The sequence below is a fragment of the Polaribacter sp. Z022 genome (genome assembly GCF_023555495.1).
In the GTDB taxonomy this organism is placed as follows: Bacteria; Bacteroidota; Bacteroidia; order Flavobacteriales; family Flavobacteriaceae; genus Polaribacter.
In genome coordinates this window covers 457,173-481,789 of sequence record NZ_JALCZO010000003.1, presented here as the reverse complement: position 1 = coordinate 481,789, position 24,617 = coordinate 457,173, and the positions used below count along the sequence as shown (strand labels likewise).

The following is a 24,617-nucleotide window of genomic DNA, read 5'->3' as shown; positions in this document are numbered from 1 at the left end:
TAGAAAGATATATAGAAAATAACAAAAATTAAAACAAATTTGTATAAAACGAACTTTTGTGTGTATGAATTACAATAAAGTATAGTTAAATGGTATTGTTTAAAGTAAAATTAATAAGCTCTTTTATCATTACCCTCATAGAAATTGATAAAAGCTTGATTTACAACTCTCATTCCTCCTGGTGTAGGATAATTTCCTGTAAAATACCAATCTCCAAGGTTGTTTGGACAAGCTTTATGCAATCCTTCAATAGATTGATAAATAACTTCTACTTCAGCATTAATATCGTCTGTCTTTAACATTTCTGCAATTTTAGTAGAAATTTGTTCAGCTGTAAATGGGTTATAAATACCTTTTACATAGTTAATAATTTCTACATCAGACTTAGATTGTTGCTCTTTACATTTTTTGTAAACTTCATCAACAATATGATATTGGTTTGTATCTTTTAATAATTCTAAAGCAGCTTTAAAAGCAATAAAAGCATCTATTCTTGCCATGTCAATTCCATAACAATCTGGGTAACGAATTTGAGGAGCAGAAGAGACAACTACAATTTTTTTAGGACTTAATCTATCTAAAATTCTAATTATACTTTTCTTTAAAGTAGTACCTCTAACAATACTATCATCAATAATAACAAGGTTATCTGTAGGTTTTACAACACCATAAGTAATATCATAAACATGCTCTACTAGATCGTCTCTACTATTATCATCTGCAATAAAAGTTCTTAATTTAGCGTCTTTTATAGCAATTTTTTCAAAACGAGGTCTTTCAGATAAAATTTCTGTAACTTTTTCTGCAGATAATTGTTTTCCTCCTTTTAATATCTTTTCGGTTTTTTGCTCATTTAATAAATCTTCTGCAGCTTCAGTCATTCCATAAAAAGAAGTTTCGGCTGTATTAGGTATGTATGAAAAAACACTGTTTGAAATATCGCTATCTATAGATTTTAATATTTTAGGAAATACATATTTTCCTAAATTTTTACGTTCTTCATAAATAGAAGCATCACTTCCTCTAGAAAAGTAAATGCGTTCAAAAGAACAAGCTAAATTTTCTCTTGGTTCATTAACTTGTTTTATTGAAGTTAAACCATTTTTTTTGATAATTAAAGCATGACCTCTTTCTAATTCTTTAATTTTATCAATTTTTACATTGAAAACTGTTTGTATTACAGGTCTCTCTGATGCAACAACTACTACTTCTTCATCTTCATAAAAATAGGTTGGTCTAATTCCATTAGGATCTCTTAAAACAAATGCATCTCCATGACCTACTAAACCTGCCATTGCATAACCACCATCCCAATTTTTAGAAGAACGTTTAAGTACTTTTTTAAGATTTAAATTTTCTTCTATATAAGGAGAAGCGTTTCTTTTGTTAAATCCTTCTTTTTTAGCTTCTTGATATAATTTACCAACTTCATCTTCTAGGAAATGACCAATTTTTTCCATTACAGTAACAGTATCTGTAGCTTCTTTTGGATGTTGACCTAATTCGATTAATTCTTCTAACATTTGTTTAGAATTAGTCATATTAAAGTTTCCTGCAACAATTAAGTTTTTGTGTCTCCAATTACTTTGGCGTAAAAATGGGTGTACACTTTCTATACTATTTTTTCCAAAAGTTCCATATCTAACATGACCTAAAAACAAGTTTCCTATATATGGCATATTTTCTTCTTGCCATGCAACATCATCTTTCTTATCTGGATTTTGTTCTAAAACTCCATTTAAACGTTCGTTAATTTGAGCAAAAACATCTTGTATTGGTTGAGATTTGTTAGAACGTACTCTACTAATATACCTTGTACCTGGTTCTACATTAAACTTAACACTGGCAAAACCTGCACCATCTTGTCCACGATTGTGTTGTTTTTCCATTAATAAATACATTTTGTTAATTCCGTAGAAAGCAGATCCGTATTTATCTTTATAGAATTGTAAAGGTTTCTTTAATCTAACAAGTGCAATTCCACATTCATGTTTAATAGCATCACTCATTGTTGTAATAGTTTTTGTAGTTGTTGTTGTGTTGTTGTAATAAAAATCCGCAGTTTAAACCGCGGATTAAAATTAAGATATTTTTATATCAAATTGTGTTAATTCTTTAAAAGCCTCTAAACGAGTTGTTACTTCGTCTTTTGTAAGCTCTTCCATACGCTCTGTACCAAACTTTTCTACACAGAAAGAAGCAAGGTTAGAACCGTAAATAATTGCGTTTTTCATATTGTTAAAAGAAATGTCTTCAGTTTTTGCTAAATATCCACAAAAACCACCTGCAAATGTATCTCCTGCTCCAGTTGGATCAAAAACTTCTGCTAATGGTAATGCTGGTGCATAAAACATATTTCCTTCATTAAATAATAAAGCACCATGTTCTCCTTTTTTAATAACTACGTATTTAGGACCCATTTCATGAATTTTTTTAGCAGCATTAACTAAAGAATATTCACCTGATAATTGACGAGCTTCTTCATCATTAATAGTAATAACATCTACTCTTTTTAAAACAGTATGCAAATCATCTAATGCAATATCCATCCAAAAATTCATAGTATCTAAAACTACTAATTTTGGTCTTTTTATCATTTGATCTAAAACAGATGCTTGAGTTAAAGGATGTAAATTACCTAACATTACAATTTCTGCATCTTTTAAATTTTCAGGAACTACAGGAGTAAAAGTTTCTAAGACATTTAATTCTGTAATTAAAGTATCTCTAGAGTTCATATCATTATGATATTTACCACTCCAAAAAAAAGTTTTACCTTCTTTTACAACTTCAATTCCGTCAGTATTTATTCCTTTAGAATTCATCATTTCTAAATAAGAAGATGGAAAATCTCCACCAACTACAGAAACAACACCAGTTTTAACTCCAAATTGACTTGCTGCTAAACCTACATATGTACCAGAACCACCTAAAATTTTATCTGTTTTTCCAAACGGAGTTTCAATGGCATCAAATGCTACTGTACCAACTGCTAATAATTTGCTCATTTCTTAAATTTAATCAGTAATTTTGCAAATTAATGCAAAATAAAGTTTTTTATAAAGCGCAAAAATAAGTTTAAAAAATGACTATCAAAGAAATACAAGAAGAAATTATTGATGAGTTTTCTATGTTTGATGATTGGATGGAACGCTATGAATATATTATAGAGTTAGGGAAATCTTTGCCAATTATTAAAGAACAACATAAATTAGATGAAAATTTAATAAAAGGTTGTCAATCTAAAGTTTGGTTGTTTTCTGAATTAGAAAACGAAACAATAAAGTTTTCTGCAGATAGTGATGCTATTTTAACAAAAGGAATTGTGGCATTATTATTGCGTGTTTACTCAAATCAAAAACCGAGTGATATTTTAACTGCAAAGACAGATTTTATAGACGAAATTGGTTTAAAAGAACACTTATCACCAACAAGAGCAAATGGTTTGGTTTCTATGATTAAGCATATTAAAATGTATGCAATTGCACAACAAACAAAATTAAATAATTAAGATATTTAATAATGACAGATAAAGAATTAGAAGAAATAGGAGATAAAATTGTAAATGTTTTAAAAACAATTTACGATCCAGAAATACCAGTAGATATTTACGAATTAGGTTTAATATATGATGTTTTTGTTTCTGAAGAAAACAATGCTAAGATATTAATGACTTTAACTTCGCCAAATTGTCCTGTAGCAGAAACTTTACCAGTTGAGGTTGAAGATAAAGTTAAGACTTTAAAGGAAATTAATGAATGTGAAGTTGAAATTACATTCGATCCTACATGGACTCAAGATATGATGAGTGAAGAGGCAAAATTAGAATTAGGAATGTTATAAAATATATTTATGGCAGAAGAAATTGTAAATAGAGTAGCAAATAGTAAGCTTAAAACTTTCGATTTAGAAGAAATTTATCCCGAAGGAAAAAGAGTGCAATTTGATGTGAAAAATTGGCTTTTTCAAGAGTTAATTTTAAAAGAAAAAGATTTTAGAGATTCAGTTAAAAATCACGATTGGTCTCAATATAAAAATTCTTTTGTAGCTATTCATTGTTCTGTAGATGCAATTATACCTTCTTGGGCATTTATGTTAATTGCTTCTGAGTTAACACCTTTTGCTAACAAAGTAGTTATTGGTAATTTAGAATTGCTAGAAACCACTATTTATCAAGAACTATTAAATTTTGTCGATTTTAATGAATTTGCTAACGCACCCGTAATTATAAAAGGTTGTGCAAATAAACCCATACCAAATTCGGCTTATGCTTTTTTAATTGAAAAATTGCAACCTATAGCAAAATCAATCATGTTTGGAGAAGCATGTTCTACTGTTCCTTTGTATAAATCAAAAAAATAAATTTTTATTATGAAAAGAATCACCCTTATTTTTTTCATTTTCTTCACAACAATTTTTTTAGGCCAAGAGAAAAAGAAAAAAGATAGTATTCCTGTATGGAAAATTCATGGAAGATTTGCGTTTATATTCAATCAATCTTCATTTTCTAATTGGTCTTCTGGAGGAGAAAATACGGTTGCAGGAAATTTTAATGTAAACTACGATTTTAACTACAAAAAAAACAATGTAAACTGGGATAGTAGAATTATTACAGGTTATGGTATTAGTCATTTAAGCGAAAAAGGTTTTAGAAAAACTGATGACCGTTTTGAGTTCAACTCCTTACTAGGTATTAAAACTACAACCTATTGGTTTTTTTCATTTATAGGTAACTTTAAAACACAATACACAAAAGGTTATGATTATAAACAAGAACCCAAAACATTAGTTTCTGAGTTCCTATCTCCAGCTTATTTAACTTTTGGACCAGGTATGTTATGGAAAAAATCGGATAATTTAAACCTAAATATAGCACCTGCTACAGCAAGATTTACTTTTGTAAATGATTTTTTCTCAGGAAAATTTGGTGTTGAAGAAGGTAAAAACTCTGCTTTCAGTTTAGGTTTTAACCTATCTGGTTATTATAAATTTTACTTGATGGAAAACATTGAAATGGAAAATGTTTTAACCATGTATACAGATTATTTAGCAAATGTTGGTAATATAGATATAGATTATCAAACAAATATTCGTTTTAAAGTAAATAAACACATTAAAATGCAAATGACTTTTCATTCAATTATGGATGATAATGCCTCTAGTAGAGTTCAATTTAGACAACTCTTTGGCTTAGGTGTAAATTATAGTTTTCATGAAAAAGTGACTTATTAACAATTTTATTGTCTAATAAACAAAGTGCAAATTTGTACGATTAAAATTAAAACAAAAAAAATGAAAAAATTATCAATCTTATTTTTATTGGTATGTATTAGTGTTTCAGTAAATGCTCAAACTGCTGAAGAATTAAAAAAAGAAATAGCTCCTAAAAAAGCAAAAATTGCAAAATTACAAGGAGAAGTTAATGCTTTGCAAGCAAAAATAGATGCACTTCCAGGTTGGAGAAAAGGTGCTTTTGGTACAATAGGGGGTAACTTATCTGGTTTTAATAACTGGTATTCTAGAACAGCTCCAAATGCATCTGCAGGAAGTTTTGGTATTACTGTTAACGGTTTTGCAAACTTAATTGAAGAAGATTATTTCTGGAGAAACTCTGGAAGTATTAATTTAGGTTGGGTAAAATTAGACGATAAGGATAATCCAACAGATAGTGCAGATTTTGAAACGGCTACAGATGTATTTACTTTAACTTCTTTATATGGTAAAAGGTTAAATAAAAAATGGGCGCTTTCTGCTTTGGCAGAATACAGAACAACTTTAATAGACAACTTTAACAATCCAGGGTTTTTAGATTTTGGTGTAGGTTTTACATGGACACCTACAAGTAGGTTAGTTGTTGTTATGCATCCTGCAAACTATAATACAATTTTTAGCACAGGAAATACAGTTTTTACATCATCACCTGGAGCAAAAATAGTTGCAGATTATACTGCAAAGCATAACAATATTAGCGTAAAATCTAATTTTTCTATGTTTCAGAGTTATAAAGATGGAAATTTATCTAACTGGACTTGGACAAATTCTTTAGGATATAAAATATGGAAAGGTATTGGTTTAGGTTTTGAGTTTGGATTACGTGATAACCAACAAGAAGCTGCAAATTCTCAAGGAGTAGCTTTAACAGCTGCAGATAATAAGTTACAATCTTTTTGGTTGTTAGGTATGAATTATTCTTTTTAATAAATGTAAATAATTTTATTATAAAAACCTCGAGAAGAAATTCTTGAGGTTTTTTATTTTTGTATTTTCGAAAAAAAATAAACAGAATGACGCTATTAATTGTTTTTGCAACCATTTCTATATTCTTTTCATTTCTATGTTCTATTCTAGAAGCAGTTTTGTTAAGTATAACTCCAACTTTTATCAATTTAAAAAAGAGTGAAGGAGCTTCTTTTGCAACAGAACTAGAAAGTTTAAAAAAAGATGTTGATAAACCCTTAATTGCAATTTTAACAATAAATACTATTGCACATACTGTAGGTGCAATTTTAGTAGGTGTACAAGCAAAAGTTGCTTATGCAGAAATGTATGGTTCTGCTGCAAAAACTTTTTTTGGAGTTAGTATTACAGAAGATGTAATGGTTGGAGTTGTTTCTACAATAATGACAATTTTAATTTTAGTAGCTTCAGAAATAATACCAAAAACTATTGGTGCAACTTATTGGAAACAATTAGCTAGTTTTACTTCTACTGCTTTAAAAGTGATGATTTTTCCTTTAAAATGGACAGGTATACTATGGTTATTACAATTAACAACAAAACTAATTGGAGGTAAAGGTCATGGAAGTGTTTTAAGTAGAGAAGGATTTTTGGTAATGACAGAAATGGCTGAAAAAGATGGAGTTTTTAAGAAAAATGAAAGTAAGGTTATTAAAAATTTATTAGGTTTTAAAGAGATAAAAGTAAAAAATGTAATGACTCCTAGAACTGTATTAAAAACAGCAGATGAACAGCAATCTATACAATCTTTTTATGATGACCATAAAACGTTACGTTATTCTAGAATTCCTGTTTTTGCAGAAAATCCAGACAGTATATCTGGTTATTTCTTAAAAGATAATTTATTAGAAGCGATTATTAACGGTAAAGGAAATGAAACTTTGGCTACTATTAAAAGAGATATAATTATAACTAATAGAGATATTTCTATAGCAAATTTGTTTGATAAGCTAATTAAAGAAAAAGAACACATTGCATTGGTTGTAGATGAATATGGTTCTGTAAGTGGTTTGGTTTCTCAAGAAGATGTAATAGAAACCCTATTAGGTTTAGAAATTATGGACGAATCTGATAATATAGCAGATTTACAATCTTATGCTAGAAAATCTTGGGAGAGTAGAGCAAAAAGAATGGGAGTTATAGAAGATAAAAAAGAAGACTAACTACCAGCAAAAGGAGAACCAAAAATACCAACACTTAGTTCTGCCCAAATTAAAAATAGTATAACAATTATACCAACTATAATTAATGCTTTTTTTATTTTATTCTTCTCCTTTATATTCATAATACAAAAAGTCATTATAAGGAAAACGTTGAATATGAATTTTCTTTACTTCATCGTAAGTTTTATCTTTAAAACTTTCAAGGTTTTCTTTATTAATTGCAGATATAAAAATTGAAGCAACATCATTGTTACTCATCCAAGTTTTTTCCCAATCTTGTAATGTGTAATGTTCTTTCCCTTTTTCGGTAATTAAATCATCTTCATCAATAGTTTCATGAGAATAAGCATCAATTTTATTAAAAACCATTAAAGTAGGTTTGTCTGCACATTTAATATCTGCTAAAATGGTATTAACAGAAGCAATATGATCTTCAAAATTTGGATGTGAAATATCTACCACATGCAATAATAAATCTGCCTCTCTAACTTCATCTAAAGTAGATTTAAAAGACTCAACTAATTGCGTTGGTAATTTTCTAATAAACCCTACTGTATCAGTTAATAAAAACGGAATATTTTTAATAACAACCTTTCTTACAGTAGTATCTAGAGTTGCAAAAAGCTTGTTTTCGGCAAAAACATCACTTTTACTAATAACATTCATTAAGGTAGATTTACCTACGTTTGTATAACCAACTAAAGCAACTCTAACCATCTTTCCACGGTTTTTACGTTGCACAGCCATTTGTTTATCTATGGTTTTTAGTTTCTTTTTAAGAAGGGTAATTTTATCACGAATTATACGTCTATCTGTTTCAATTTCTGTTTCTCCAGGTCCACGCATACCAATACCTCCTTTTTGTTTATCAAGGTGAGTCCAAAGTCTTGTTAAACGTGGTAATAAATATTGACATTGAGCTAATTCTACTTGTGTTTTTGCAGAACTTGTTTGTGCTCTTTGAGCAAAAATATCTAAGATAAGATTGGTTCTATCTAAAATTTTACAATCTAATATTTTTTCTATGTTTCTTAATTGAGCAGGAGAAAGTTCGTCATCAAAAATTGCAGTACCAATATGGTTAGATTCTATATAATCTCTAACTTCTTCTAATTTACCAGCTCCTAAAAAAGTTTTAGGATTTGGTTTTTCCATTTTTTGAACAAAACGTTTTACAGCAACACCTCCAGCAGTTGTGGTTAAAAATTCTAGTTCATCTAAATATTCTGTAGATTGAATTTCATCTTGCTGTTGCGAAATTATTCCTATTAAAACAGCTTTCTCAGATTTTGCTTTACGTTCGTCTATCATAGAGTGCAAAAATACAAAGTTTTGCTTTGGTTTAAGGCAAAAAAAAACCTCAATATTTTAGAGGTTTTTAATTAATTCAAATTTAATTCAGTTACATTGTTTCTTCTTATAGCATTTTTTTATCAAATTTTAAACAATGCAAAAATAATTTTCAAATTGATAAAAAATGGAAATTAATGTTAACAAAACATATAATTTAGGTTATCTATAAGAAAGTTTTATTTTGTTATTTTTACGCAAAAAACAAATTTATGTTCTCATCTAAAAAGAGTAAAGATATTTTTACAATAGGATTTTATAATGTAGAAAACTTATTTGATACAGTAGATAATCCTAATACTTTTGATGATGATTTTACTACAGATGGAAAGAGGAATTGGAATCATAAACGTTATAATGATAAAATTAAAAAATTAGGTTCTGTAATTTCTCAATTAGGAAACGAAAAATCTTATCATGCACCTGCAATTGTTGGTTTGGTAGAAGTAGAAAATGCTAAAGTAGTAGAAGATTTAGCGAATTCTAAATATTTAAAAAAACATCATTATGATTTTGTTCATTATGATTCTCCAGATGATAGAGGTATAGATGTGGCACTTTTGTATAATAAGCAAATGTTTGAATTGTTGGGTTCAGAAAATTTTCCTTTGTATTTAGAAGATGAAGAAGGAGAGCGTGATTATACACGTGATGTTTTGGTTGTTTATGGAAATTTAAATGGAGAATTGGTTCATATTTTGGTAAATCATTGGCCATCTAGAAGAGAAGGAACAGAAGAATCTGAATACAAACGTATTGAAGCTGCAAAGTTAGCTAGAAGTATTGTAGAGGTTATACAAGCCAAAACTTATAATGCTAAAATTATGATTATGGGCGATTTTAATGACGACCCAACAAGTAAAAGTATAAAAGACTATTTAATAACTGAAGATTTTTACAACCCAATGGAATCTTTATTAGATAGAGATGAAATGGGCACTTTAACTTATGATGGTAAATGGAATTTGTTTGATCAAATAATAATTTCTAAAAACTTTTTTGAGAAAGAAGATGGCAAACATTATTTTAAACACGCTGAGGTTTTTAATAAAAAATGGCTTAAAATATTTAGAGGAAAATTAAAAGGAAGCCCTTTTAGAACTTATATTGGTCCTTGGTATCAAGGTGGTTTTTCAGACCATTTTCCTGTGTATTTGTATTTAAAAAAGGAAGATTAATCCTTTCCCATATTTTTAAAAGCGTTTTTCAGTTTTTCGTCATTAATAATATACTTCTTGTATTTTCCATCTCTATATCTGTAATAGATAAAGAAAGGCATAAATAAAAAAGAAAAGTAAAAAACACCTAAACCCATTACAATTTGTGCTTTTTCGTGTTCAGTATTTACTAAATAAATTCCTGTTATCATCCAAATTATAAAGACAACAAACATAATTTTTAACGCTAATTTCATATTGCAAAATTACAAAAGTTATATCTTTAAATTCTAATTTTCATCAAAATGAAATCAATTTTATTATTTTTGATTGGTTTGTGTTTATTAAATAAACCTCATATTCAAAAAACAAAAATGAATAAAAAAATTGTAATTGCACATAGAGGTGCTTCTGGTTATTTACCAGAACATACGTTAGAAGCCAAAGCAATGGCACATGCTATGAACCCTCAGTTTATTGAGCAAGATTTAGTGTTAAGTAAAGACAATGTGCCAATTGTAATACATGATATTTATTTAGACGATGTTACAGATGTAGCAAAAAAGTTTCCTAATAGAAAAAGAAAAGATAAGAGATATTATGTAATTGATTTTACTTTTAATGAGTTACAAACACTAAAAGTTACAGAACGATTTAATCCTAAAACAGGAAAACAAGTATATAAAAATCGTTATCCAATTTGGAAAGGAAATTTTAAGCTTCATTCTTTACAAGAAGAAATCGAATTAATTCAGGGCTTAAACGCATCAACAGGAAAAAACATAGGAATTTATCCAGAAATTAAAGACCCAGCTTTTCATCAAAAAGAAGGAAAAAAAATAACTGAAATTGTTTTGAAAATTTTGTCTAATTATGGTTACAATTCTAAAAAAGACAATTGTATTTTACAATGTTTTGATGTAAAAGAATTAGAAAGAATTCGTGTTGAATTAAAATCAGATTTATTTTTGGTGTATTTAACCGAATTTGAAAATGATGTTAAAAACCTAAGACATATTGCTACTTTTGCTGATGGAATAGGACCTTGGTACCAACAAATTTTAGATAAAAAAATTGAAGGTAAATGGCAGTTTACTTCATTAGTTTCAGATGCACATAAATTAGGTTTAAAAGTGCATCCTTATACATTTAGAGCAGATGCTTATGATGGTTTTTCTAGTTTTGAAGAAATGATGGAAACACTTTTTGTAGAAGTAAATATTGATGGAGCTTTTACAGATTTTCCAGATAAAGTTATTGCATTCTTAAATAACAAATAAGTATAAAAAAAGTATTCTAAAAAATTCTTATTTTATAAATAGTTGATGTATTTTTATAATACAATTCTATTTTATGAGTACACAACTATATGCAATCAAACATTTTAATAATTCGTTAGATCTATATTCTTCTAAAAAAAGATTAATTAGTTCTAAATGGTTTATGGAATTTGGCAAACAAGGTGCTGAGGTTTTTAATGTTGATGACAAAGTTATTTACTATATAACTAAGAAATTTGAATTTTGGAAATGGAAAATGGTGTATACCATTAAAGATGTTAATGGAAATGTGTCTGAATTAATTTCTAAAAATAATAAGAAAACTATTTTTTCTGTTGATTTAAAAGGAATTACTTACGAATTAAAAATTCATTTTAAAAAGAAAATTTCTATCTATAAAAACGCTTATAAAATTGCTGAGTTTGATGAATCTTTTATAGATAAAGAGTTTGAAGATTTAATAAAACTTCAATTATTAGATAAAAAGGATGTTGAAATTTCATTTTTATTATTTTCTTGTTTAAAAGTAGGTGAAGTAGAAACAACCTCTAAATCTGCTTTTGCAAGTCAAAAACAATTAGAACCAAATGACGATCCTTGGAGCTAGTTTTATACTCCTAAAATTTGAGGTAAAAATTGTAAAAACACAAATAGCATTGTAATTGCAATTGAAATAATTAAAGGAATCCAAATTTGTTTTTTCTTATAACTAAAATTTTTTCCTATATTTTTATTCCAATAATATTCTACTAATACTCCATAACCAATTAGATTAAAAATAATAGAAAGAAATAATATTTGAGGATATAAGTTTAATATTATGGTAATTAAAACTGTATAAGAAATTCCAAAAACGAGCACTTGCATTCTTGCTTTTTGTTTTTTTAGAACTTTTAGGTTACTCATTAATAAAATTGTACCAAATAAAGTTGAAAAAAAGATGGTAAAACCTTGAATACTTTTTTTAGAATACAAAAAAGGTTTTTCAAACTCCTCAAAGTTACTTTCGTTGTTGTTTATATTGCTTTCTTTAACAACTGTATCAGAAATTTCTTCTTCCTTTAAAGGATCTATATAAGGTTCTTCAGATTTTTCAATAAGATTTCTATCTTCTAATTCCCAAATAACAGCTTGTATTGCTTGTTCTGTGTATTTGCTTTTTTCTTTAAGAATTGTTTTTAACTCAGCATCCGTTTTTAAACGCATATTGTTAGTAAAACTATTTGTTCTCATATTATATTATTAAGAAGTAACTTCTACTAATTTATTTCTATATGCTGTTAGTAATTTAGATTTAGAAATAAAACCTTTATAAATTCCGTCTTTAACAACAGGTAAATTCCAAGCGCCACTTATTTTAAATTTATGCATTACTTTCTCTACAGAATCTGATTCATGAATAATCTCTGGAGCCGCTTTCATAAATGAGTTTATAGCTACACTTTTGTACATTTCTGTATCAAACATTACTGGCCTAATATCATCTAAAAGCACAATTCCTAAAAACTGTTTTTTGTCATTAAGTACAGGAAAAATATTTCTAGTAGATTTAGCAACTGCATTTTTTAGCATATCACCCAATAACATTTCTGGATGAACAGATTTAAAATTTGTTTCAATTAAACTGTCAATTTGCATCATCATCATTACATTTTTATCTTTATTATGTGTAATGAGTTCTCCTCTCTGAGCTAATTTATAAGTGTAAATTGAATTAGAAATAAAGTATTTAGTAATAGAGAAAGAAATGGCAGCAACTAACATTAAAGGCACAAATAAATCATAACCACCAGTAATTTCTGCTATTAAGAAAATTGCAGTAAGAGGTGCATGTAAAACACCTGCCATTAAGCCTGTCATACCAATTAATGTAAAGTTTGCTTCTGATACTTGAAAACCTAAACCAATGTTATTAATCACTTTTGCAAAAGCATTTCCTAAAGCACTTCCCATTACAAGTGTTGGAATAAAAATTCCTCCAACACCACCAGCAGCAAAGGTTGTACTCATTGCAATTGCCTTAAAAAATGTAATTAAAAGTAGTAAAAGAATTACAATCCAAATATTATTTGCGTCAAAAGAAAAAGGTGTGTTTCCAATAGCTGCAATATGATTTCCTTTTAGTAAATTATTAATTAATCCATAACCCTCACCATATAATGATGGCATTAAATAAAGGATAAGTGCAATTAGAATACTACCTAATATTAAACGCACAAATCGTTTTTTAAATTGATAAAAGAATTTTCTAATAGCAAAATAAATGAATGAGAAGTAAACAGAAACAATTCCTGTAAAGACTGCAAAAATTGCATAAAAACCAATTTCACTAATTTCAAATTTATCATTCAATTCAAAACCTAATAATACATCAGATCCTAAAAAAAGATAAGAAGTTACAATTGCTGCAACAGATGCTAATAATAAAGGTATAAGTGAAACAAATGCAATATCTAAACTAAAAACTTCTAGGGCAAAAACAATACCTGCAATAGGGGCTTTAAACATAGAAGACATTGCACCTGCAGTTGCACATCCTATTAAAAGCATTCTTGTTTTAGTGCTCATGTGAAACAGTTGTGAGGTGTAGGAAGCCAAAGCTGTACCAGCACTTACAGCAGGACCTTGCAAACCTACAGATCCACCAAAACCAACAGTTATAGGTGCAGTTAGTAATGATGCATACATGTTGTATTTTGGTATAATTCCTTTTTTCTTAGAAATGGCATAAAGCGTAGTAGAAATTCCATGGCCAATATGCTTTTTTAACCACGTTTTTTTAATAATTACTACAATTAATAATCCAATAATTGGAAAAATAAAATAAAGCGAATTCTTTGAGTTTTTTAAGAAATCTACAGATAAAAGTAATTGAATATAATGCGTTATGTTTTTTAATGTAACTGTTCCTAATCCTGCTAAAAAACCAACAAGAACACTTAGAATATATACAAACTGACGTTCAGAAATATGTCTATATCTCCAAATTAGTATCTTCTTAAATATCTTTTTACTTGATGGCATTTTGTTTTTTCTTAAAAGGATGTTGATAAAATATCTGTTCCTAAATAACCATTATCTTTATTATAATACCAAGCTCTTGTTTTTGGCATTTTAATTCCGTTTATAGTTTCCAAACCAGAAAGTAAAATGTATTCTCCACTATCTTTTGTTTTTTTAAAAAACTGATACACTTCCATAGCGTAAGTTTTTGGATCAAAATAAAAATACCAAGTATCTTTACCAACTTCTTTATTGTAAGAAACTTTTAATACTAAATAGTTTTTTCCTTTAAACTTTCTTTTTCCTACTTTTTGATGAATAATAGTTCCTTCATCCTTTAATTTCATTGGTAATCCATACAAATATGTATAATAGTTTTTATACAAATTTGCACGTTCAAAACTTAATTTATGTTCTTTTTTCTCTACTTCTGTAGGAGTTTTACCATTAAACTCAATTTTTGTATTCTTTTTAATAACAGTATATTCTGTTGTATTTATACCTCTTAATGCTTTTACATAAAAATATTCTTCTGGTAAGTTAATTTTAATTTCACTTTTTCTTGGAGTGTTTTTTGGTGTTTCCATAGTTACAAAAAGCTGCCCTTTAAAAGTTGACCAATTGTTGTTAGGATCGTGAAATTGAATAGCTTTTTTAAGTAATTCATCACCAGTTATTTCTTGAGAAAAAGATAAAAATGAATTACAAATAAAAAAAAGGAAGATAAATTTTTTCATAGTTTAAAAGTAATAAAAAATCCCGCTTTTGCGGGATTTTAAATTTTATTCTTTTTCTTGAATATTTAGTTTCAAGCTTAGTTCTGTTAGTTGCTCATCATCTATAAAAGCAGGAGCATCAATCATTACATCTCTACCAGAGTTGTTTTTTGGAAAAGCAATAAAGTCTCTAATTGTTTCTTGTCCGCCTAAAATAGCAACCAATCTATCCAATCCAAAAGCTAAACCACCATGAGGAGGTGCTCCATACTCAAAAGCATCCATTAAGAAACCAAATTGAGCCTTAGCTTCTTCTTCAGAAAAACCTAAATGCTTTAACATAGTTGCTTGTATTTTTTTATCGTGAATTCTAATAGAACCACCACCAATTTCGTTTCCGTTTAAAACTAAATCGTATGCATTTGCTTTTACAGCTCCTGGATCTGTGTCTAATAATTCTAACTGACCAGGTTTTGGAGATGTAAATGGATGGTGCATTGCATGGTAATGACCAGTTTCTTCATCTAGTTCTAATAAAGGGAAATCAATTACCCAAAGAGGAGCAAAAACTTTTGGGTCTCTTAAACCTAAACGTTCTGCTAATTCCATTCTTAAAGCAGACATTTGCGCTCTAACTTTGTTAGTATCACCAGATAAAACACATACTAAATCTCCAGGTTTTGCACCTGTAACTTCTGCCCATTTTGCTAAATCTTCTTGATCGTAGAATTTATCTACAGAAGATTTAAAAGAACCATCTTCGTTAACACGTGCATAAATCATACCTAAAGCACCAACTTGAGGACGTTTAACCCACTTAATTAAATTGTCTATTTCTTTTCTTGTGTATTTATTTCCACCAGGAACAGCAATACCAATTACCAATTCTGCAGCATTAAAAACACCAAAATCTTTATGTTGAGTAACTTCGTTTAACTCGCCAAACTCCATTCCAAAACGGATGTCTGGTTTGTCATTTCCATACAAACGCATAGCGTCATCAAACAACATTCTTGGAAACTTATCTACTTCTACACCATTTACTTCTTTTAATAAATGACGTGTTAATCCTTCAAAAATATTTAAAATATCTTCTTGTTGAACAAATGCCATTTCACAGTCTATTTGTGTAAATTCTGGTTGTCTGTCTGCACGTAAATCTTCGTCTCTAAAACATTTTACAATCTGAAAATATTTGTCCATTCCACCAACCATTAACAGTTGTTTGAAAGTTTGAGGAGATTGAGGTAAAGCATAAAACTGACCTTCATTCATTCTACTAGGAACCACAAAATCTCTAGCACCTTCTGGAGTAGATTTTATTAAATAAGGAGTTTCAACTTCTATAAATTCTTGGTCAGATAAATATTTTCTAACTTCCATTGCCACTTTATGACGGAAAATTAAACTGTCTTTTACAGGATTTCTACGGATATCTAAATATCTGTATTTCATTCTAATATCTTCTCCACCATCAGTTTCATCTTCAATAGTAAAAGGTGGAGTAACAGCTTCGTTTAAAATTTCTAATTTAGAAACCAAAACTTCTATTGCACCAGTTGCCATTTTAGAGTTTTTAGACTCACGTTCAATAACAGTACCAGATACTTGTATTACAAATTCTCTACCTAGAGATTTTGCTTTTTCCATCATTTCTTTTGGTGTACGCTCTTCATCAAAAATTAATTGGGTAATACCATATCTATCACGTAAATCTACCCAAACCATAAAACCTTTATTACGGCTTTTTTGTACCCAACCTGCTAAGGTTACTTCTGTATTTATATGCGATGCTTTTAACTCGCCACAAGAATGACTTCTATACATTTCCTTCTAAAATTTAAGCTGCAAAATTAAACAATTTCAATTGAATATTCATTTTTTGGGCGTTCATTTCTTTTTTTATGTGTTTTAACCACCTCATTTACGCTTTTTTCTCAAAGAAAAGTTGTAAAAATAGATAGCGCTTATCAAGTTTTAAAAAACACTCCAAATTCTATTAAAAAAGCAGACGACCTTATTGCTTTATACAAACAATCTATTAGACAAAAAGAGATAAATAAAGAGGTTATTGAAACAGCTTTAATAGTCTCTGAAAAAATATTTTATATAAAAGGAATTGGTATTTGTTATGATAGAAAAGGTTTAACAGCAAGGTATGAGCAAGATTATAGTAACTCTATTACAAATCATAAAAGAGGATTATCATTTTTAAAACAAACTACAGATACTTTATTAATTATAAAATGTTTAAATAATTTAGGAGTAACCTACAGAAAATTAAACCTAGAAAAAGAGGCTTTCGAAAATTATTTTAATGCATTAAAACTTTCAGAAAAAATAAAAAGTAAAAGAAGTATTTCTATTGCTTTAAATGGAATTGGAAATGTATTTATAGATACTAAGCAATATGACAAAGCTTTGTATTATTTAAGAAAGGGAATTTCAATAGAAAAAATAAGGAAAAACTTAAAAGGACAAGAGTATGGTTTTGCAAATTTAGGCGAAATATTTATTGAAAAACAAGTATACGATTCTGCTTACTTTTATATTAATAAAGCTTTAGATATTGCCATTAAACATCCAAGAAAAGAAGGTGTTGCAATAAAGTATACTTTATTTGGAAAGTTATATCAAAAACAAGGAGATTTTAAAAAATCTAACCAATATTTTTTAAAATCTATACCACAATTACAAAAGTTTAAAAATACACGTTATTTAAGTAAAAGTTATATAAATATTGGTATTAACAAGCTTTCTTTAAAACAGTTTAAAGAAGCAAAAATCTATATAAATCAAGGATTAGAAACTGCAAAACAAATCAACTCTAAAGAAAATATTTTATTGGGTTATGAAACTTTAACTAATTATTATTCAAAAACCAATCAGTTTAAAGAAGCTCTTTATGCACAAAATCTGGTTTTAGCTTTTAGAGATAGTATTTTAAATGAAGCTTCTCATAAGAGTTTTATAAGTACAGAAATAGGATATGAATCGTCTAAAAAAGATTTAAAAATTCAATCTTTAGCAAAAGAAAAAAAGAAAAGTGATGAACAAGCAAATTCAAATTTTTGGCTTTTTATTAGTAGTGTTATTATAGGTGTATTAGCAGTTATATTATTGTTGGTTTTTATGTTTTTATTAAAAAGGAATAATAATTTAGAATTGGACAAAAAAAATACTGAACTCCAAAACTATTTACTTCAAATTAAAAAGTTAAAGGTAAGTCATCAAAAAAACGATTCTTTTTCTAATAAAGAGCTTAAAGAATTTCAATTATCTAAAAGAGAAGTTGAGGTGTTAGAGTTAATTTCTAAAGGATATAGCAATGCACAAATTGCAGAAAAAATGTTTGTGTCTAACAATACAATTAAAACACATATTTCTCATATTTACAGTAAGTTAGATGTAAAAAATAGAGTGCAGGCTATCCAAAAAATATCTCAATAAAAACTTTCTTTTGTTTAAAATCACCCTTTAGGGTGATAGAAATCACCATTTCTTATGTGGTATTTTTTTGTTTCTAATTATAACTTTGAAGTAAAATCCAAAATTATATAAAAATGAAAAATTTAAAAAGAGTGCTTGTATTATTAATAACAGTAATGTTAATAAATGTATCATGTTCTAGTGATAATGACCAACAAGAGTTTTGTGAAAATTATACAGAAACAATTGAACAAGGAATACAAGATTACAGTAATGCTTATCAAGCATATTATCTAGATCCAACGACAGAAAAGTGTACCGCATTTAAACAAGAAATTCAAAATTTAAAAAATTCAATAGAAGGTTTTAAAGAATGTATTTCATCTTCAGATATGGCTGAGTATGATGAACTAATTGAAGAGCTAAATGAGCAACTAAATTTTGCTTGTAAATAGTTTTATTAACTAGGTGTAATTAATTATACATGACTCCTAATTTTATTCCTGTATTATAATTATTGGTATTTAGATTGCATTATTTTTCTTTAAAAAAAGTTTGTTTACTCTTTTTAAAGGTTAAATATGAAGGTCATACTTAGTTTTAATACAGGATTATTTTAACCTCAAAAATAATATTATGAAAAGATTATTACTCACATTTACGTTTTTAATAAGTGTAATAATAAGTTTTGCACAGACAACTAATATTCCAGATTTAAACTTTGAACATTATTTAGAAACGCATAGTAAAATAGACTTATCTCAGGTTTCAGTTGGAGATGAAAATAGTATGGGAAATGGTGTTGATGGAGATCATTTAGTTACTACAGCAAATATTAGCGCTAGAAAATCATTATATATAAGTAGACAAAATATTTCTGATTTAACAGGAATAGAAGATTTTACATCGTTAACAGATTTTTATTGTGCCTTTAATAATATTACAGTATTAAAATTACCTTCAGTTTCTGGTTTTGCAAATTTAGATATTGAAGGAAATAAAATAACAACTATTATTTTTCCTGATAGTGTAACTTCATTGGGTGAATTTACTTGTCAGAATAATGATATAACTAATATTAATTTAAATAATATTAGATATATCAATTATTTTATTGCCGATAATAATGAGCTAACATCTTTAGATTTATCGAATATAGATGTAGAAGGTTTAAATTGTTCTGGAAATCCAGATTTAGAAAATATCGATTTAAGAAATGGTGCAGATTATTCAGAAATTTATGAGTTTAGAGTAAAATACAGTCCAAAATTATCTTGTATTTATGTAGATAATGTAGCTTCAGTATCATCAATAATGAAAAATGGGGTAGATGCAGTTACAAATTTTGTAACTACAGTTGCAATGTGTAATTTATTATCAACACATACATATGTGCCAGATAATAATTTTGAACAAGCGTTAATTGATGAAGGTTTAGATAACGTTTTAGATGATTACGTGCTTACAACAAGCATAAATACAATTGGTTTTTTAGATGTTTCTAATAAAAATATTTCTGATTTAACTGGTATTGAAGATTTTGTAGGCTTAGAAACATTTATTTGTGAAAACAATCAGTTAGCAACGCTCGATCTTAGTAATAATCATATTTTAGAATTTGCTTGTAGTAATAACCAATTAACATCCTTAATATTAAATGCAGATGCAAGAGTGGTTTATTGTGATAATAACTTATTAACATCGTTAAACATACCAACAAGTTTAGCAAATTTAGATTGTAGTAATAATAATATAACATCATTAGATTTAAGTAGTACAACAGAATTAAGTATACTAAACGTTAGTAATAACAATCTAACATTTTTAGATTTTAGAAATGGTGAAAACGCACAAATAAGTAGTTCTTACGATTATAGAACTGGTTATGATTATAGTTTTGATGCAAGAAATAACCCAGATTTAACCTGTATTTTTGTGGATGGTGCAGCTTTTAGTACAACAAATTGGAAAAAAGTAGATGCGACTTCTCATTTTGTAGAAAATGAAGCAGCTTGTAATTCTTTATCAGTTTCAGAATTTTCAAATTCAACTTTTAAAATACTTTCAAATCCTGTAAAAGAAAATATCTTAATTTCTATTGATGAAAAAGTGAGTTATTTATTATCAAATACAAATGGAGAAGTCCTTAAAACTGGAATGTTAAAAGCAGGAAACAATACCATTAATGTTTCTAAATATGCTAAAGGAGTCTATTTTTTAAGAGTATATAACAATCAAAAGGCTACTACTATAAAAATAATAATTCATTAAAATTTATTCTTTTTTCATTTCTCAAGCTTACAAAAGATTTTCCCCCAATTCTTTTGTAAGTTTGTATTTATGAGTGTAATTAATATTCAAGAAAAATTTAAGTTATTTTCAGACCATTGGTCACCAAAAAAAATTGGCGAATTAAATGGTCAACAAATTTTATTAGCCAAATTAAAAGGAGAATTTGTTTTTCATAAACACGATAATGAAGACGAACTTTTTATGGTTATTAAAGGTACTTTAAATATTGAATTACGTAATAAAACCATTACTTTAAACCAAGGAGAATTTTATGTTGTACCCAAAGGAGTAGAGCATAAACCAATAGCAAAAGAAGAAGTACATGTTTTATTATTTGAACCTCTTTCTATAAAACATACAGGAGATATTATTGCAGATATAACTGTAGAAACGTACGAAAGCATTTAAAATTATGAGTAAATTATATTTAGTTCCTACTCCAATAGGTAATTTAGAAGATATCACTTTTAGAGCCATAAAAGTTTTAAAAGAAGTCGATTTTATTTTAGCTGAAGATACACGTACAAGTGGAAAACTTTTAAAGCATTTTGAAATTTCTACACAAATGCACAGTCATCATATGCATAATGAACACAAATCTGTAAAAGGTGTTGTACAAAGAATTCAAAATGGAGAAACATGTGCGTTAATATCAGATGCTGGTACACCTGCAATTTCAGATCCTGGTTTTCTATTAACCAGAGCTTGTGTAGAAAATAATATTGATGTAGAGTGTTTACCAGGTGCAACTGCTTTTGTACCTGCATTAGTAAATTCTGGTTTGCCAAATGATAAGTTTGTTTTTGAAGGTTTTTTGCCTGTTAAAAAAGGAAGACAAACTCGTTTTTTATTGTTAGCAGAAGAAAAAAGAACCATGATTTTTTATGAATCTCCACACAAATTGGTTAAAACTCTTGGGCATTTTATAGAATATTTTGGAGCAGACAGACAAGTTTCTGTGTCTAGAGAATTAACAAAAATGTTTGAAGAAACCATTAGAGGAACTGCAACAGAAGTGTTGGCTCATTATACAGCTAAACCACCAAAAGGTGAAATTGTGGTTATTGTTGAAGGGAAAAAGTAGGTAAACAAATTAGTCTTAAAGGCTATAAAAATCAGTGATATTTTGTTGAATGCGAATATCAACAAAGTAGTGTGAATAAGTAGCCGTATTTTTATAGCCTATTCGTATAAAAAACAAAAAATGATCATCCAAGAATTCAAAACCAAGTTAAAATCAAATCCAAAATCAATACTATTTGCAGAAACAATGCAGGTAATTGATGATAATTACAATTTTACTCCAACTACATTTACTAACGGAGCAATTAAAAATGAAGCAGGTACCAACTCTGGTTCTTGTAAGTTATTTGCTTTTGCGAAACTTCAAAAATTAACAAAAGAAGAAACATTATTTTGTTTTGGAGAACATTATCAATCTGTTTTAGAAGATGAAAATGGAGATTCTCATCAAAATATAAGAAACTTTATGAATTCTGGTTTCGTAAAGTTATCTTTTGAAGCAGAAGCTTTGGAATTAAAAAGTTAGCTTGTGATTTCGAAATGAGAGAAGAATGAACGATTGAGAAATCTCATATTTCACTCAGAAATTGACTATTTTTATAAAATGCAAAAGCTTTTATCAGAAATTAAAAAATGCACAATTTGCGAACCTCATTTAGATTTGGGTGCAAATCCTGTAGTTACTGGTCATAAAAATTCTAAAATTGCAATTATTGGTCAAGCTCCAGGAACAAAAGTGCATTCATCTGGAATTCCTTGGGATGATGCAAGTGGTAAACAACTTAGAATATGGCTTAATGTATCTGATGAAATCTTTTACGATGTAGAAAAATTTGCTATTGTACCAATGGGATTTTGTTATCCTGGTAAAGGTAAAAGCGGAGACAAACCACCTAGAAAAGAATGTGCTCCAAAATGGCATTTACAATTATTTGAAAAGATGCCTAATTTAGAGTTGATTATTTTAATAGGAATGTATGCTCAGGATTATTATTTAAAAGACAAAGCTAAAAGAACCCTAACAGAAACTGTAGATAATTATCCAGCTTACTTGCCAAAATATTTTACATTGCCTCATCCATCACCAAGAAATCGTTTTTGGTTAACTAAAAATCCTTGGTTTAAAAAAAATGTAATTCCTGAATTGCAGAAAAGAGTTTCAGAAATTTTGAAAAAATAATATGTCATTTCGAAATGAGAGAAGAAAGATTGAGAAATCTCTTTCAATATCATTAATAAGATTCCTCTTCCTTCGTAATTCGGAATGACATATTCATTACTGTTTTTTAGTACTTAGAACCATCGTGTTTTCCAACTTCAAAACCGTGTTTTCCTAAATATTGATTTCCAGAATCAATAGCATCTTCTTCTAAGGTTGTACCCATAGAATCATTCCATCTATTTAAATATCCAAAGAGAGAAATTACACCTAACATTTCTACTATTTCTCCTTCATCCCAATATTTATAAAGTTCGGTTTTAATTTCTGCATTTACTGCATTAGGAACCATAGAAGCAGCCAAAGAAAAGTCTAAAGCAGCTCTTTCTGCATCAGAAAAAGCAGGGTGAGTTTTATATTCCCAAATATTATCTAATTGCTCTTGTTCAGCTCCATAACGTTCAGCAGCTCTAATTGCATGCGCTTGACAATATCTACAACCAGTTGCATTACTAGAAACCCAAGCAATCATTCTTTTTAAAGCAGAAGTAACTTTTCCTTCATTAGCCATTACAGCTTTATTTAAATTGATAAATGCTTTAGAAATTGCGGGTCTACGTTGCATAGTTAATACAGAATTAGGACAAAACCCTAAAGTTTCATTAAAAAATTCTGCTAATTCTTTTGTTTCTAAATCGTGTTCTGCACCTAATGGTGTTACTAATGCCATATTTTTATGTTTAAATATTTTTTAAGAAATCTATTTTTATAACTTTACGATAAATATAATTCAAAAAATGGAAATTAAACTACATTCTTACAACTTAGAGTTAAAACATACTTTTACCATTTCTAGAGAATCTCACGATTTTCAACCTGCTATTATTGTAGAATTAATTTCTGAAGGAATTTCTGGTTTTGGAGAAGCAACTTCAAATCCATATTACAATATTACTGTAGATAATATGAAAGAAATTATTAAAGAAAATGAAGCTTTTATAAAATCTTTATCAAATGAAGAACCTTCTGTTTTTTGGGAAAAATTACAACCTATTTTTAAAGAAAATATGTTTGCATTATGTGCTTTAGATATGGCTTTTAATGATTTAAAAGCTCGTAAAAAAGGTAAGAAATTATATGAAGTTTGGAATTTAAATATCAATAACAATCCAATGACAGATTATACCATTGGAATTGATTCTATTGATAAAATGATTGCCAAAATGAAAGAACTTCCTTGGCCAATTTATAAGATTAAATTAGGTACTAAAAATGATATAGAAATTGTTACTGAATTAAGAAAACATACTGATGCTGTTTTTAGAATTGATGCTAATTGTGGGTGGACAGCAGATGAAGCAATTGAAAACTCATTTAAACTAAAAGAGTTAGGTGTAGAGTTTTTAGAACAACCTTTAAAAGCGAATGATATAGAAGGTGCTAAAAAATTATTTAAAGAATCTGCTTTACCAATAATTGCAGATGAAAGCTGTATTGTGGAAAGCGATGTAGAAAAATGTGTAGGATTGTTTCATGGAGTTAATGTAAAACTTACAAAATGTGGTGGACTTACTCCAGGAAAAAGAATGTTAGAAAAAGCTAAAGAACTAGGGTTAAAAACAATGGTAGGTTGTATGACAGAATCTTCTGTGGGTATTTCTGCAATTGCTCATTTATTACCTTTATTAAATTATGTAGATATGGATGGTGGCTTGCTATTAAAGAAAGATATTGCAACTGGTGTAGTAATTAAGAATGGTGTAATTTCTTATTCAGATAAAAACGGAATAGGGGCAACTTTACTTTAA

At 28.1% G+C, this 24,617-nt stretch carries 27 protein-coding genes; 17 read left to right on the top strand and 10 right to left on the bottom strand.

The genetic code is table 11. The annotated features are described in order from the left end of the window. Positions 1 to 110: 110 nt before the first annotated feature. Positions 111 to 2,009 carry an amidophosphoribosyltransferase gene (locus MPF13_RS09055; protein WP_249982178.1) on the bottom strand — a complete coding sequence of 633 codons (1,899 nt, stop codon included), beginning with the start codon at positions 2,007 to 2,009 and terminating at the stop codon, positions 111 to 113. 72 nt (positions 2,010 to 2,081) lie between these two features. After that, on the bottom strand, positions 2,082 to 3,008 hold the full coding sequence (locus MPF13_RS09050; protein ID WP_249982177.1) for a PfkB family carbohydrate kinase: 927 nt from the start codon (positions 3,006 to 3,008) through the stop codon (positions 2,082 to 2,084). 77 nt (positions 3,009 to 3,085) lie between these two features. On the opposite strand from MPF13_RS09050, the gene MPF13_RS09045 reads away from it, so the two are divergent. The 6 genes from MPF13_RS09045 (at position 3,086) to MPF13_RS09020 (ending at position 7,400) form a co-directional block, all read left to right on the top strand. After that, entirely contained in the window at positions 3,086 to 3,511 is a 426-nt protein-coding gene (locus MPF13_RS09045) for a SufE family protein (RefSeq protein WP_249982176.1), read from the top strand. 11 nt (positions 3,512 to 3,522) lie between these two features. Further along, complete coding sequence (locus MPF13_RS09040; RefSeq protein ID WP_249982175.1) at positions 3,523 to 3,843, top strand: DUF59 domain-containing protein; 321 nt, start codon at positions 3,523 to 3,525, stop codon at positions 3,841 to 3,843. Positions 3,844 to 3,852: 9 nt separating this feature from the next. Further along, the gene (locus MPF13_RS09035; RefSeq protein ID WP_249982174.1) at positions 3,853 to 4,362 is read left to right on the top strand and encodes a DUF2480 family protein; all 510 of its coding nucleotides are present in this window, start codon (positions 3,853 to 3,855) and stop codon (positions 4,360 to 4,362) included. 9 nt (positions 4,363 to 4,371) lie between these two features. Then, positions 4,372 to 5,232, top strand: a complete 861-nt coding sequence (locus MPF13_RS09030; protein ID WP_249982173.1) for a DUF3078 domain-containing protein — start codon at positions 4,372 to 4,374, stop codon at positions 5,230 to 5,232. A 60-nt stretch (positions 5,233 to 5,292) separates the two neighbouring features. Then, positions 5,293 to 6,198 (top strand): DUF3078 domain-containing protein, encoded by a 906-nt coding sequence (locus tag MPF13_RS09025; protein WP_249982172.1) that lies wholly within the window; start codon positions 5,293 to 5,295, stop codon positions 6,196 to 6,198. 86 nt (positions 6,199 to 6,284) lie between these two features. After that, a complete protein-coding gene (locus tag MPF13_RS09020) occupies positions 6,285 to 7,400 on the top strand; it encodes a CNNM domain-containing protein (RefSeq protein WP_249982171.1) in 1,116 nt (371 codons plus the stop codon). Here MPF13_RS09020 and MPF13_RS15605 read toward each other — a convergent pair. Beyond that, positions 7,397 to 7,522: a hypothetical protein gene (locus MPF13_RS15605; RefSeq protein ID WP_284041178.1), complete on the bottom strand. Its 126-nt coding sequence runs from the start codon at positions 7,520 to 7,522 to the stop codon at positions 7,397 to 7,399. The two genes, MPF13_RS09020 and MPF13_RS15605, sit on opposite strands and share 4 nt — an antisense overlap. Continuing rightward, the gene (gene hflX, locus MPF13_RS09015) at positions 7,500 to 8,711 is read right to left on the bottom strand and encodes a GTPase HflX (RefSeq protein ID WP_249982170.1); all 1,212 of its coding nucleotides are present in this window, start codon (positions 8,709 to 8,711) and stop codon (positions 7,500 to 7,502) included. The genes MPF13_RS15605 and hflX overlap by 23 nt, the downstream gene beginning before the upstream one ends. A 251-nt stretch (positions 8,712 to 8,962) precedes the next feature. Between hflX and MPF13_RS09010 the strand changes: the two genes are divergently transcribed. Next, positions 8,963 to 9,928: an endonuclease/exonuclease/phosphatase family protein gene (locus tag MPF13_RS09010; RefSeq protein ID WP_249982169.1), complete on the top strand. Its 966-nt coding sequence runs from the start codon at positions 8,963 to 8,965 to the stop codon at positions 9,926 to 9,928. Here MPF13_RS09010 and MPF13_RS09005 read toward each other — a convergent pair. Then, on the bottom strand, positions 9,925 to 10,164 hold the full coding sequence (locus MPF13_RS09005) for a hypothetical protein (protein WP_249982168.1): 240 nt from the start codon (positions 10,162 to 10,164) through the stop codon (positions 9,925 to 9,927). The genes MPF13_RS09010 and MPF13_RS09005 overlap by 4 nt on opposite strands. Positions 10,165 to 10,212: 48 nt before the next feature. On the opposite strand from MPF13_RS09005, the gene glpQ reads away from it, so the two are divergent. Beyond that, a complete protein-coding gene (gene glpQ, locus MPF13_RS09000) occupies positions 10,213 to 11,187 on the top strand; it encodes a glycerophosphodiester phosphodiesterase (RefSeq protein WP_249982167.1) in 975 nt (324 codons plus the stop codon). Between the two features lie 73 nt (positions 11,188 to 11,260). Beyond that, positions 11,261 to 11,794, top strand: coding sequence for a hypothetical protein (locus MPF13_RS08995; RefSeq protein WP_249982166.1), 534 nt, complete (start codon positions 11,261 to 11,263; stop codon positions 11,792 to 11,794). Positions 11,795 to 11,796: 2 nt separating this feature from the next. On the opposite strand, the gene MPF13_RS08990 is transcribed toward MPF13_RS08995, so the two are convergent. The 4 genes from MPF13_RS08990 to aspS are packed head-to-tail and all read right to left on the bottom strand — an operon-like array spanning position 11,797 to position 16,733. Continuing rightward, a complete protein-coding gene (locus MPF13_RS08990; protein ID WP_249982165.1) occupies positions 11,797 to 12,420 on the bottom strand; it encodes a hypothetical protein in 624 nt (207 codons plus the stop codon). Between the two features lie 9 nt (positions 12,421 to 12,429). Further along, entirely contained in the window at positions 12,430 to 14,211 is a 1,782-nt protein-coding gene (locus MPF13_RS08985; protein ID WP_249982164.1) for a chloride channel protein, read from the bottom strand. Between the two features lie 11 nt (positions 14,212 to 14,222). After that, on the bottom strand, positions 14,223 to 14,927 hold the full coding sequence (locus MPF13_RS08980) for a DUF6503 family protein (protein ID WP_249982163.1): 705 nt from the start codon (positions 14,925 to 14,927) through the stop codon (positions 14,223 to 14,225). A gap of 45 nt (positions 14,928 to 14,972) precedes the next feature. Next, the gene (gene aspS, locus MPF13_RS08975; RefSeq protein WP_249982162.1) at positions 14,973 to 16,733 is read right to left on the bottom strand and encodes an aspartate--tRNA ligase; all 1,761 of its coding nucleotides are present in this window, start codon (positions 16,731 to 16,733) and stop codon (positions 14,973 to 14,975) included. 594 nt (positions 16,734 to 17,327) lie between these two features. Here aspS and MPF13_RS08970 point away from each other — a divergent pair. From MPF13_RS08970 to MPF13_RS08940, 7 genes are all read left to right on the top strand, one after another. Continuing rightward, positions 17,328 to 18,356, top strand: coding sequence for a LuxR C-terminal-related transcriptional regulator (locus tag MPF13_RS08970; RefSeq protein WP_249982161.1), 1,029 nt, complete (start codon positions 17,328 to 17,330; stop codon positions 18,354 to 18,356). A 113-nt stretch (positions 18,357 to 18,469) separates the two neighbouring features. Then, positions 18,470 to 18,790, top strand: a complete 321-nt coding sequence (locus MPF13_RS08965; protein WP_249982160.1) for a hypothetical protein — start codon at positions 18,470 to 18,472, stop codon at positions 18,788 to 18,790. 181 nt (positions 18,791 to 18,971) lie between these two features. Further along, entirely contained in the window at positions 18,972 to 20,606 is a 1,635-nt protein-coding gene (locus MPF13_RS08960; protein ID WP_249982159.1) for a T9SS type A sorting domain-containing protein, read from the top strand. Between the two features lie 69 nt (positions 20,607 to 20,675). Further along, positions 20,676 to 21,035: a cupin domain-containing protein gene (locus MPF13_RS08955; RefSeq protein ID WP_249982158.1), complete on the top strand. Its 360-nt coding sequence runs from the start codon at positions 20,676 to 20,678 to the stop codon at positions 21,033 to 21,035. A 4-nt stretch (positions 21,036 to 21,039) separates the two neighbouring features. Next, entirely contained in the window at positions 21,040 to 21,711 is a 672-nt protein-coding gene (rsmI, locus tag MPF13_RS08950; protein ID WP_249982157.1) for a 16S rRNA (cytidine(1402)-2'-O)-methyltransferase, read from the top strand. Positions 21,712 to 21,831: 120 nt separating this feature from the next. Next, positions 21,832 to 22,176: a HopJ type III effector protein gene (locus tag MPF13_RS08945; RefSeq protein WP_249982156.1), complete on the top strand. Its 345-nt coding sequence runs from the start codon at positions 21,832 to 21,834 to the stop codon at positions 22,174 to 22,176. A gap of 78 nt (positions 22,177 to 22,254) precedes the next feature. Beyond that, complete coding sequence (locus tag MPF13_RS08940) at positions 22,255 to 22,830, top strand: uracil-DNA glycosylase family protein (RefSeq protein ID WP_249982155.1); 576 nt, start codon at positions 22,255 to 22,257, stop codon at positions 22,828 to 22,830. A gap of 106 nt (positions 22,831 to 22,936) precedes the next feature. Here MPF13_RS08940 and MPF13_RS08935 read toward each other — a convergent pair whose 3' ends face one another. Then, a complete protein-coding gene (locus MPF13_RS08935; RefSeq protein WP_249982154.1) occupies positions 22,937 to 23,539 on the bottom strand; it encodes a carboxymuconolactone decarboxylase family protein in 603 nt (200 codons plus the stop codon). A 67-nt stretch (positions 23,540 to 23,606) separates the two neighbouring features. Here MPF13_RS08935 and MPF13_RS08930 point away from each other — a divergent pair, with 67 nt between their 5' ends. Further along, entirely contained in the window at positions 23,607 to 24,617 is a 1,011-nt protein-coding gene (locus MPF13_RS08930) for a dipeptide epimerase (RefSeq protein WP_249982153.1), read from the top strand.

Coding starts and splice junctions, on each gene's coding strand:
- MPF13_RS09045 (WP_249982176.1), top strand. CDS start 3,086: ATGACTATCAAAGAAATACAAGAAGAAATTATTGATGAGTTTTCTATG.
- MPF13_RS08945 (WP_249982156.1), top strand. CDS start 21,832: ATGATCATCCAAGAATTCAAAACCAAGTTAAAATCAAATCCAAAATCA.
- MPF13_RS09030 (WP_249982173.1), top strand. CDS start 4,372: ATGAAAAGAATCACCCTTATTTTTTTCATTTTCTTCACAACAATTTTT.
- MPF13_RS08985 (WP_249982164.1), bottom strand. CDS start 14,211: ATGCCATCAAGTAAAAAGATATTTAAGAAGATACTAATTTGGAGATAT.
- MPF13_RS08980 (WP_249982163.1), bottom strand. CDS start 14,927: ATGAAAAAATTTATCTTCCTTTTTTTTATTTGTAATTCATTTTTATCT.
- MPF13_RS08965 (WP_249982160.1), top strand. CDS start 18,470: ATGAAAAATTTAAAAAGAGTGCTTGTATTATTAATAACAGTAATGTTA.
- MPF13_RS08955 (WP_249982158.1), top strand. CDS start 20,676: ATGAGTGTAATTAATATTCAAGAAAAATTTAAGTTATTTTCAGACCAT.
- MPF13_RS08995 (WP_249982166.1), top strand. CDS start 11,261: ATGAGTACACAACTATATGCAATCAAACATTTTAATAATTCGTTAGAT.
- MPF13_RS09005 (WP_249982168.1), bottom strand. CDS start 10,164: ATGAAATTAGCGTTAAAAATTATGTTTGTTGTCTTTATAATTTGGATG.
- aspS (WP_249982162.1), bottom strand. CDS start 16,733: ATGTATAGAAGTCATTCTTGTGGCGAGTTAAAAGCATCGCATATAAAT.
- MPF13_RS09050 (WP_249982177.1), bottom strand. CDS start 3,008: ATGAGCAAATTATTAGCAGTTGGTACAGTAGCATTTGATGCCATTGAA.
- MPF13_RS08930 (WP_249982153.1), top strand. CDS start 23,607: ATGGAAATTAAACTACATTCTTACAACTTAGAGTTAAAACATACTTTT.
- rsmI (WP_249982157.1), top strand. CDS start 21,040: ATGAGTAAATTATATTTAGTTCCTACTCCAATAGGTAATTTAGAAGAT.
- MPF13_RS08990 (WP_249982165.1), bottom strand. CDS start 12,420: ATGAGAACAAATAGTTTTACTAACAATATGCGTTTAAAAACGGATGCT.
- MPF13_RS15605 (WP_284041178.1), bottom strand. CDS start 7,522: ATGAATATAAAGGAGAAGAATAAAATAAAAAAAGCATTAATTATAGTT.
- MPF13_RS08960 (WP_249982159.1), top strand. CDS start 18,972: ATGAAAAGATTATTACTCACATTTACGTTTTTAATAAGTGTAATAATA.
- MPF13_RS09025 (WP_249982172.1), top strand. CDS start 5,293: ATGAAAAAATTATCAATCTTATTTTTATTGGTATGTATTAGTGTTTCA.
- glpQ (WP_249982167.1), top strand. CDS start 10,213: ATGAAATCAATTTTATTATTTTTGATTGGTTTGTGTTTATTAAATAAA.
- MPF13_RS09035 (WP_249982174.1), top strand. CDS start 3,853: ATGGCAGAAGAAATTGTAAATAGAGTAGCAAATAGTAAGCTTAAAACT.
- MPF13_RS08935 (WP_249982154.1), bottom strand. CDS start 23,539: ATGGCATTAGTAACACCATTAGGTGCAGAACACGATTTAGAAACAAAA.
- MPF13_RS09055 (WP_249982178.1), bottom strand. CDS start 2,009: ATGAGTGATGCTATTAAACATGAATGTGGAATTGCACTTGTTAGATTA.
- hflX (WP_249982170.1), bottom strand. CDS start 8,711: ATGATAGACGAACGTAAAGCAAAATCTGAGAAAGCTGTTTTAATAGGA.
- MPF13_RS09040 (WP_249982175.1), top strand. CDS start 3,523: ATGACAGATAAAGAATTAGAAGAAATAGGAGATAAAATTGTAAATGTT.
- MPF13_RS09020 (WP_249982171.1), top strand. CDS start 6,285: ATGACGCTATTAATTGTTTTTGCAACCATTTCTATATTCTTTTCATTT.
- MPF13_RS09010 (WP_249982169.1), top strand. CDS start 8,963: ATGTTCTCATCTAAAAAGAGTAAAGATATTTTTACAATAGGATTTTAT.
- MPF13_RS08940 (WP_249982155.1), top strand. CDS start 22,255: ATGCAAAAGCTTTTATCAGAAATTAAAAAATGCACAATTTGCGAACCT.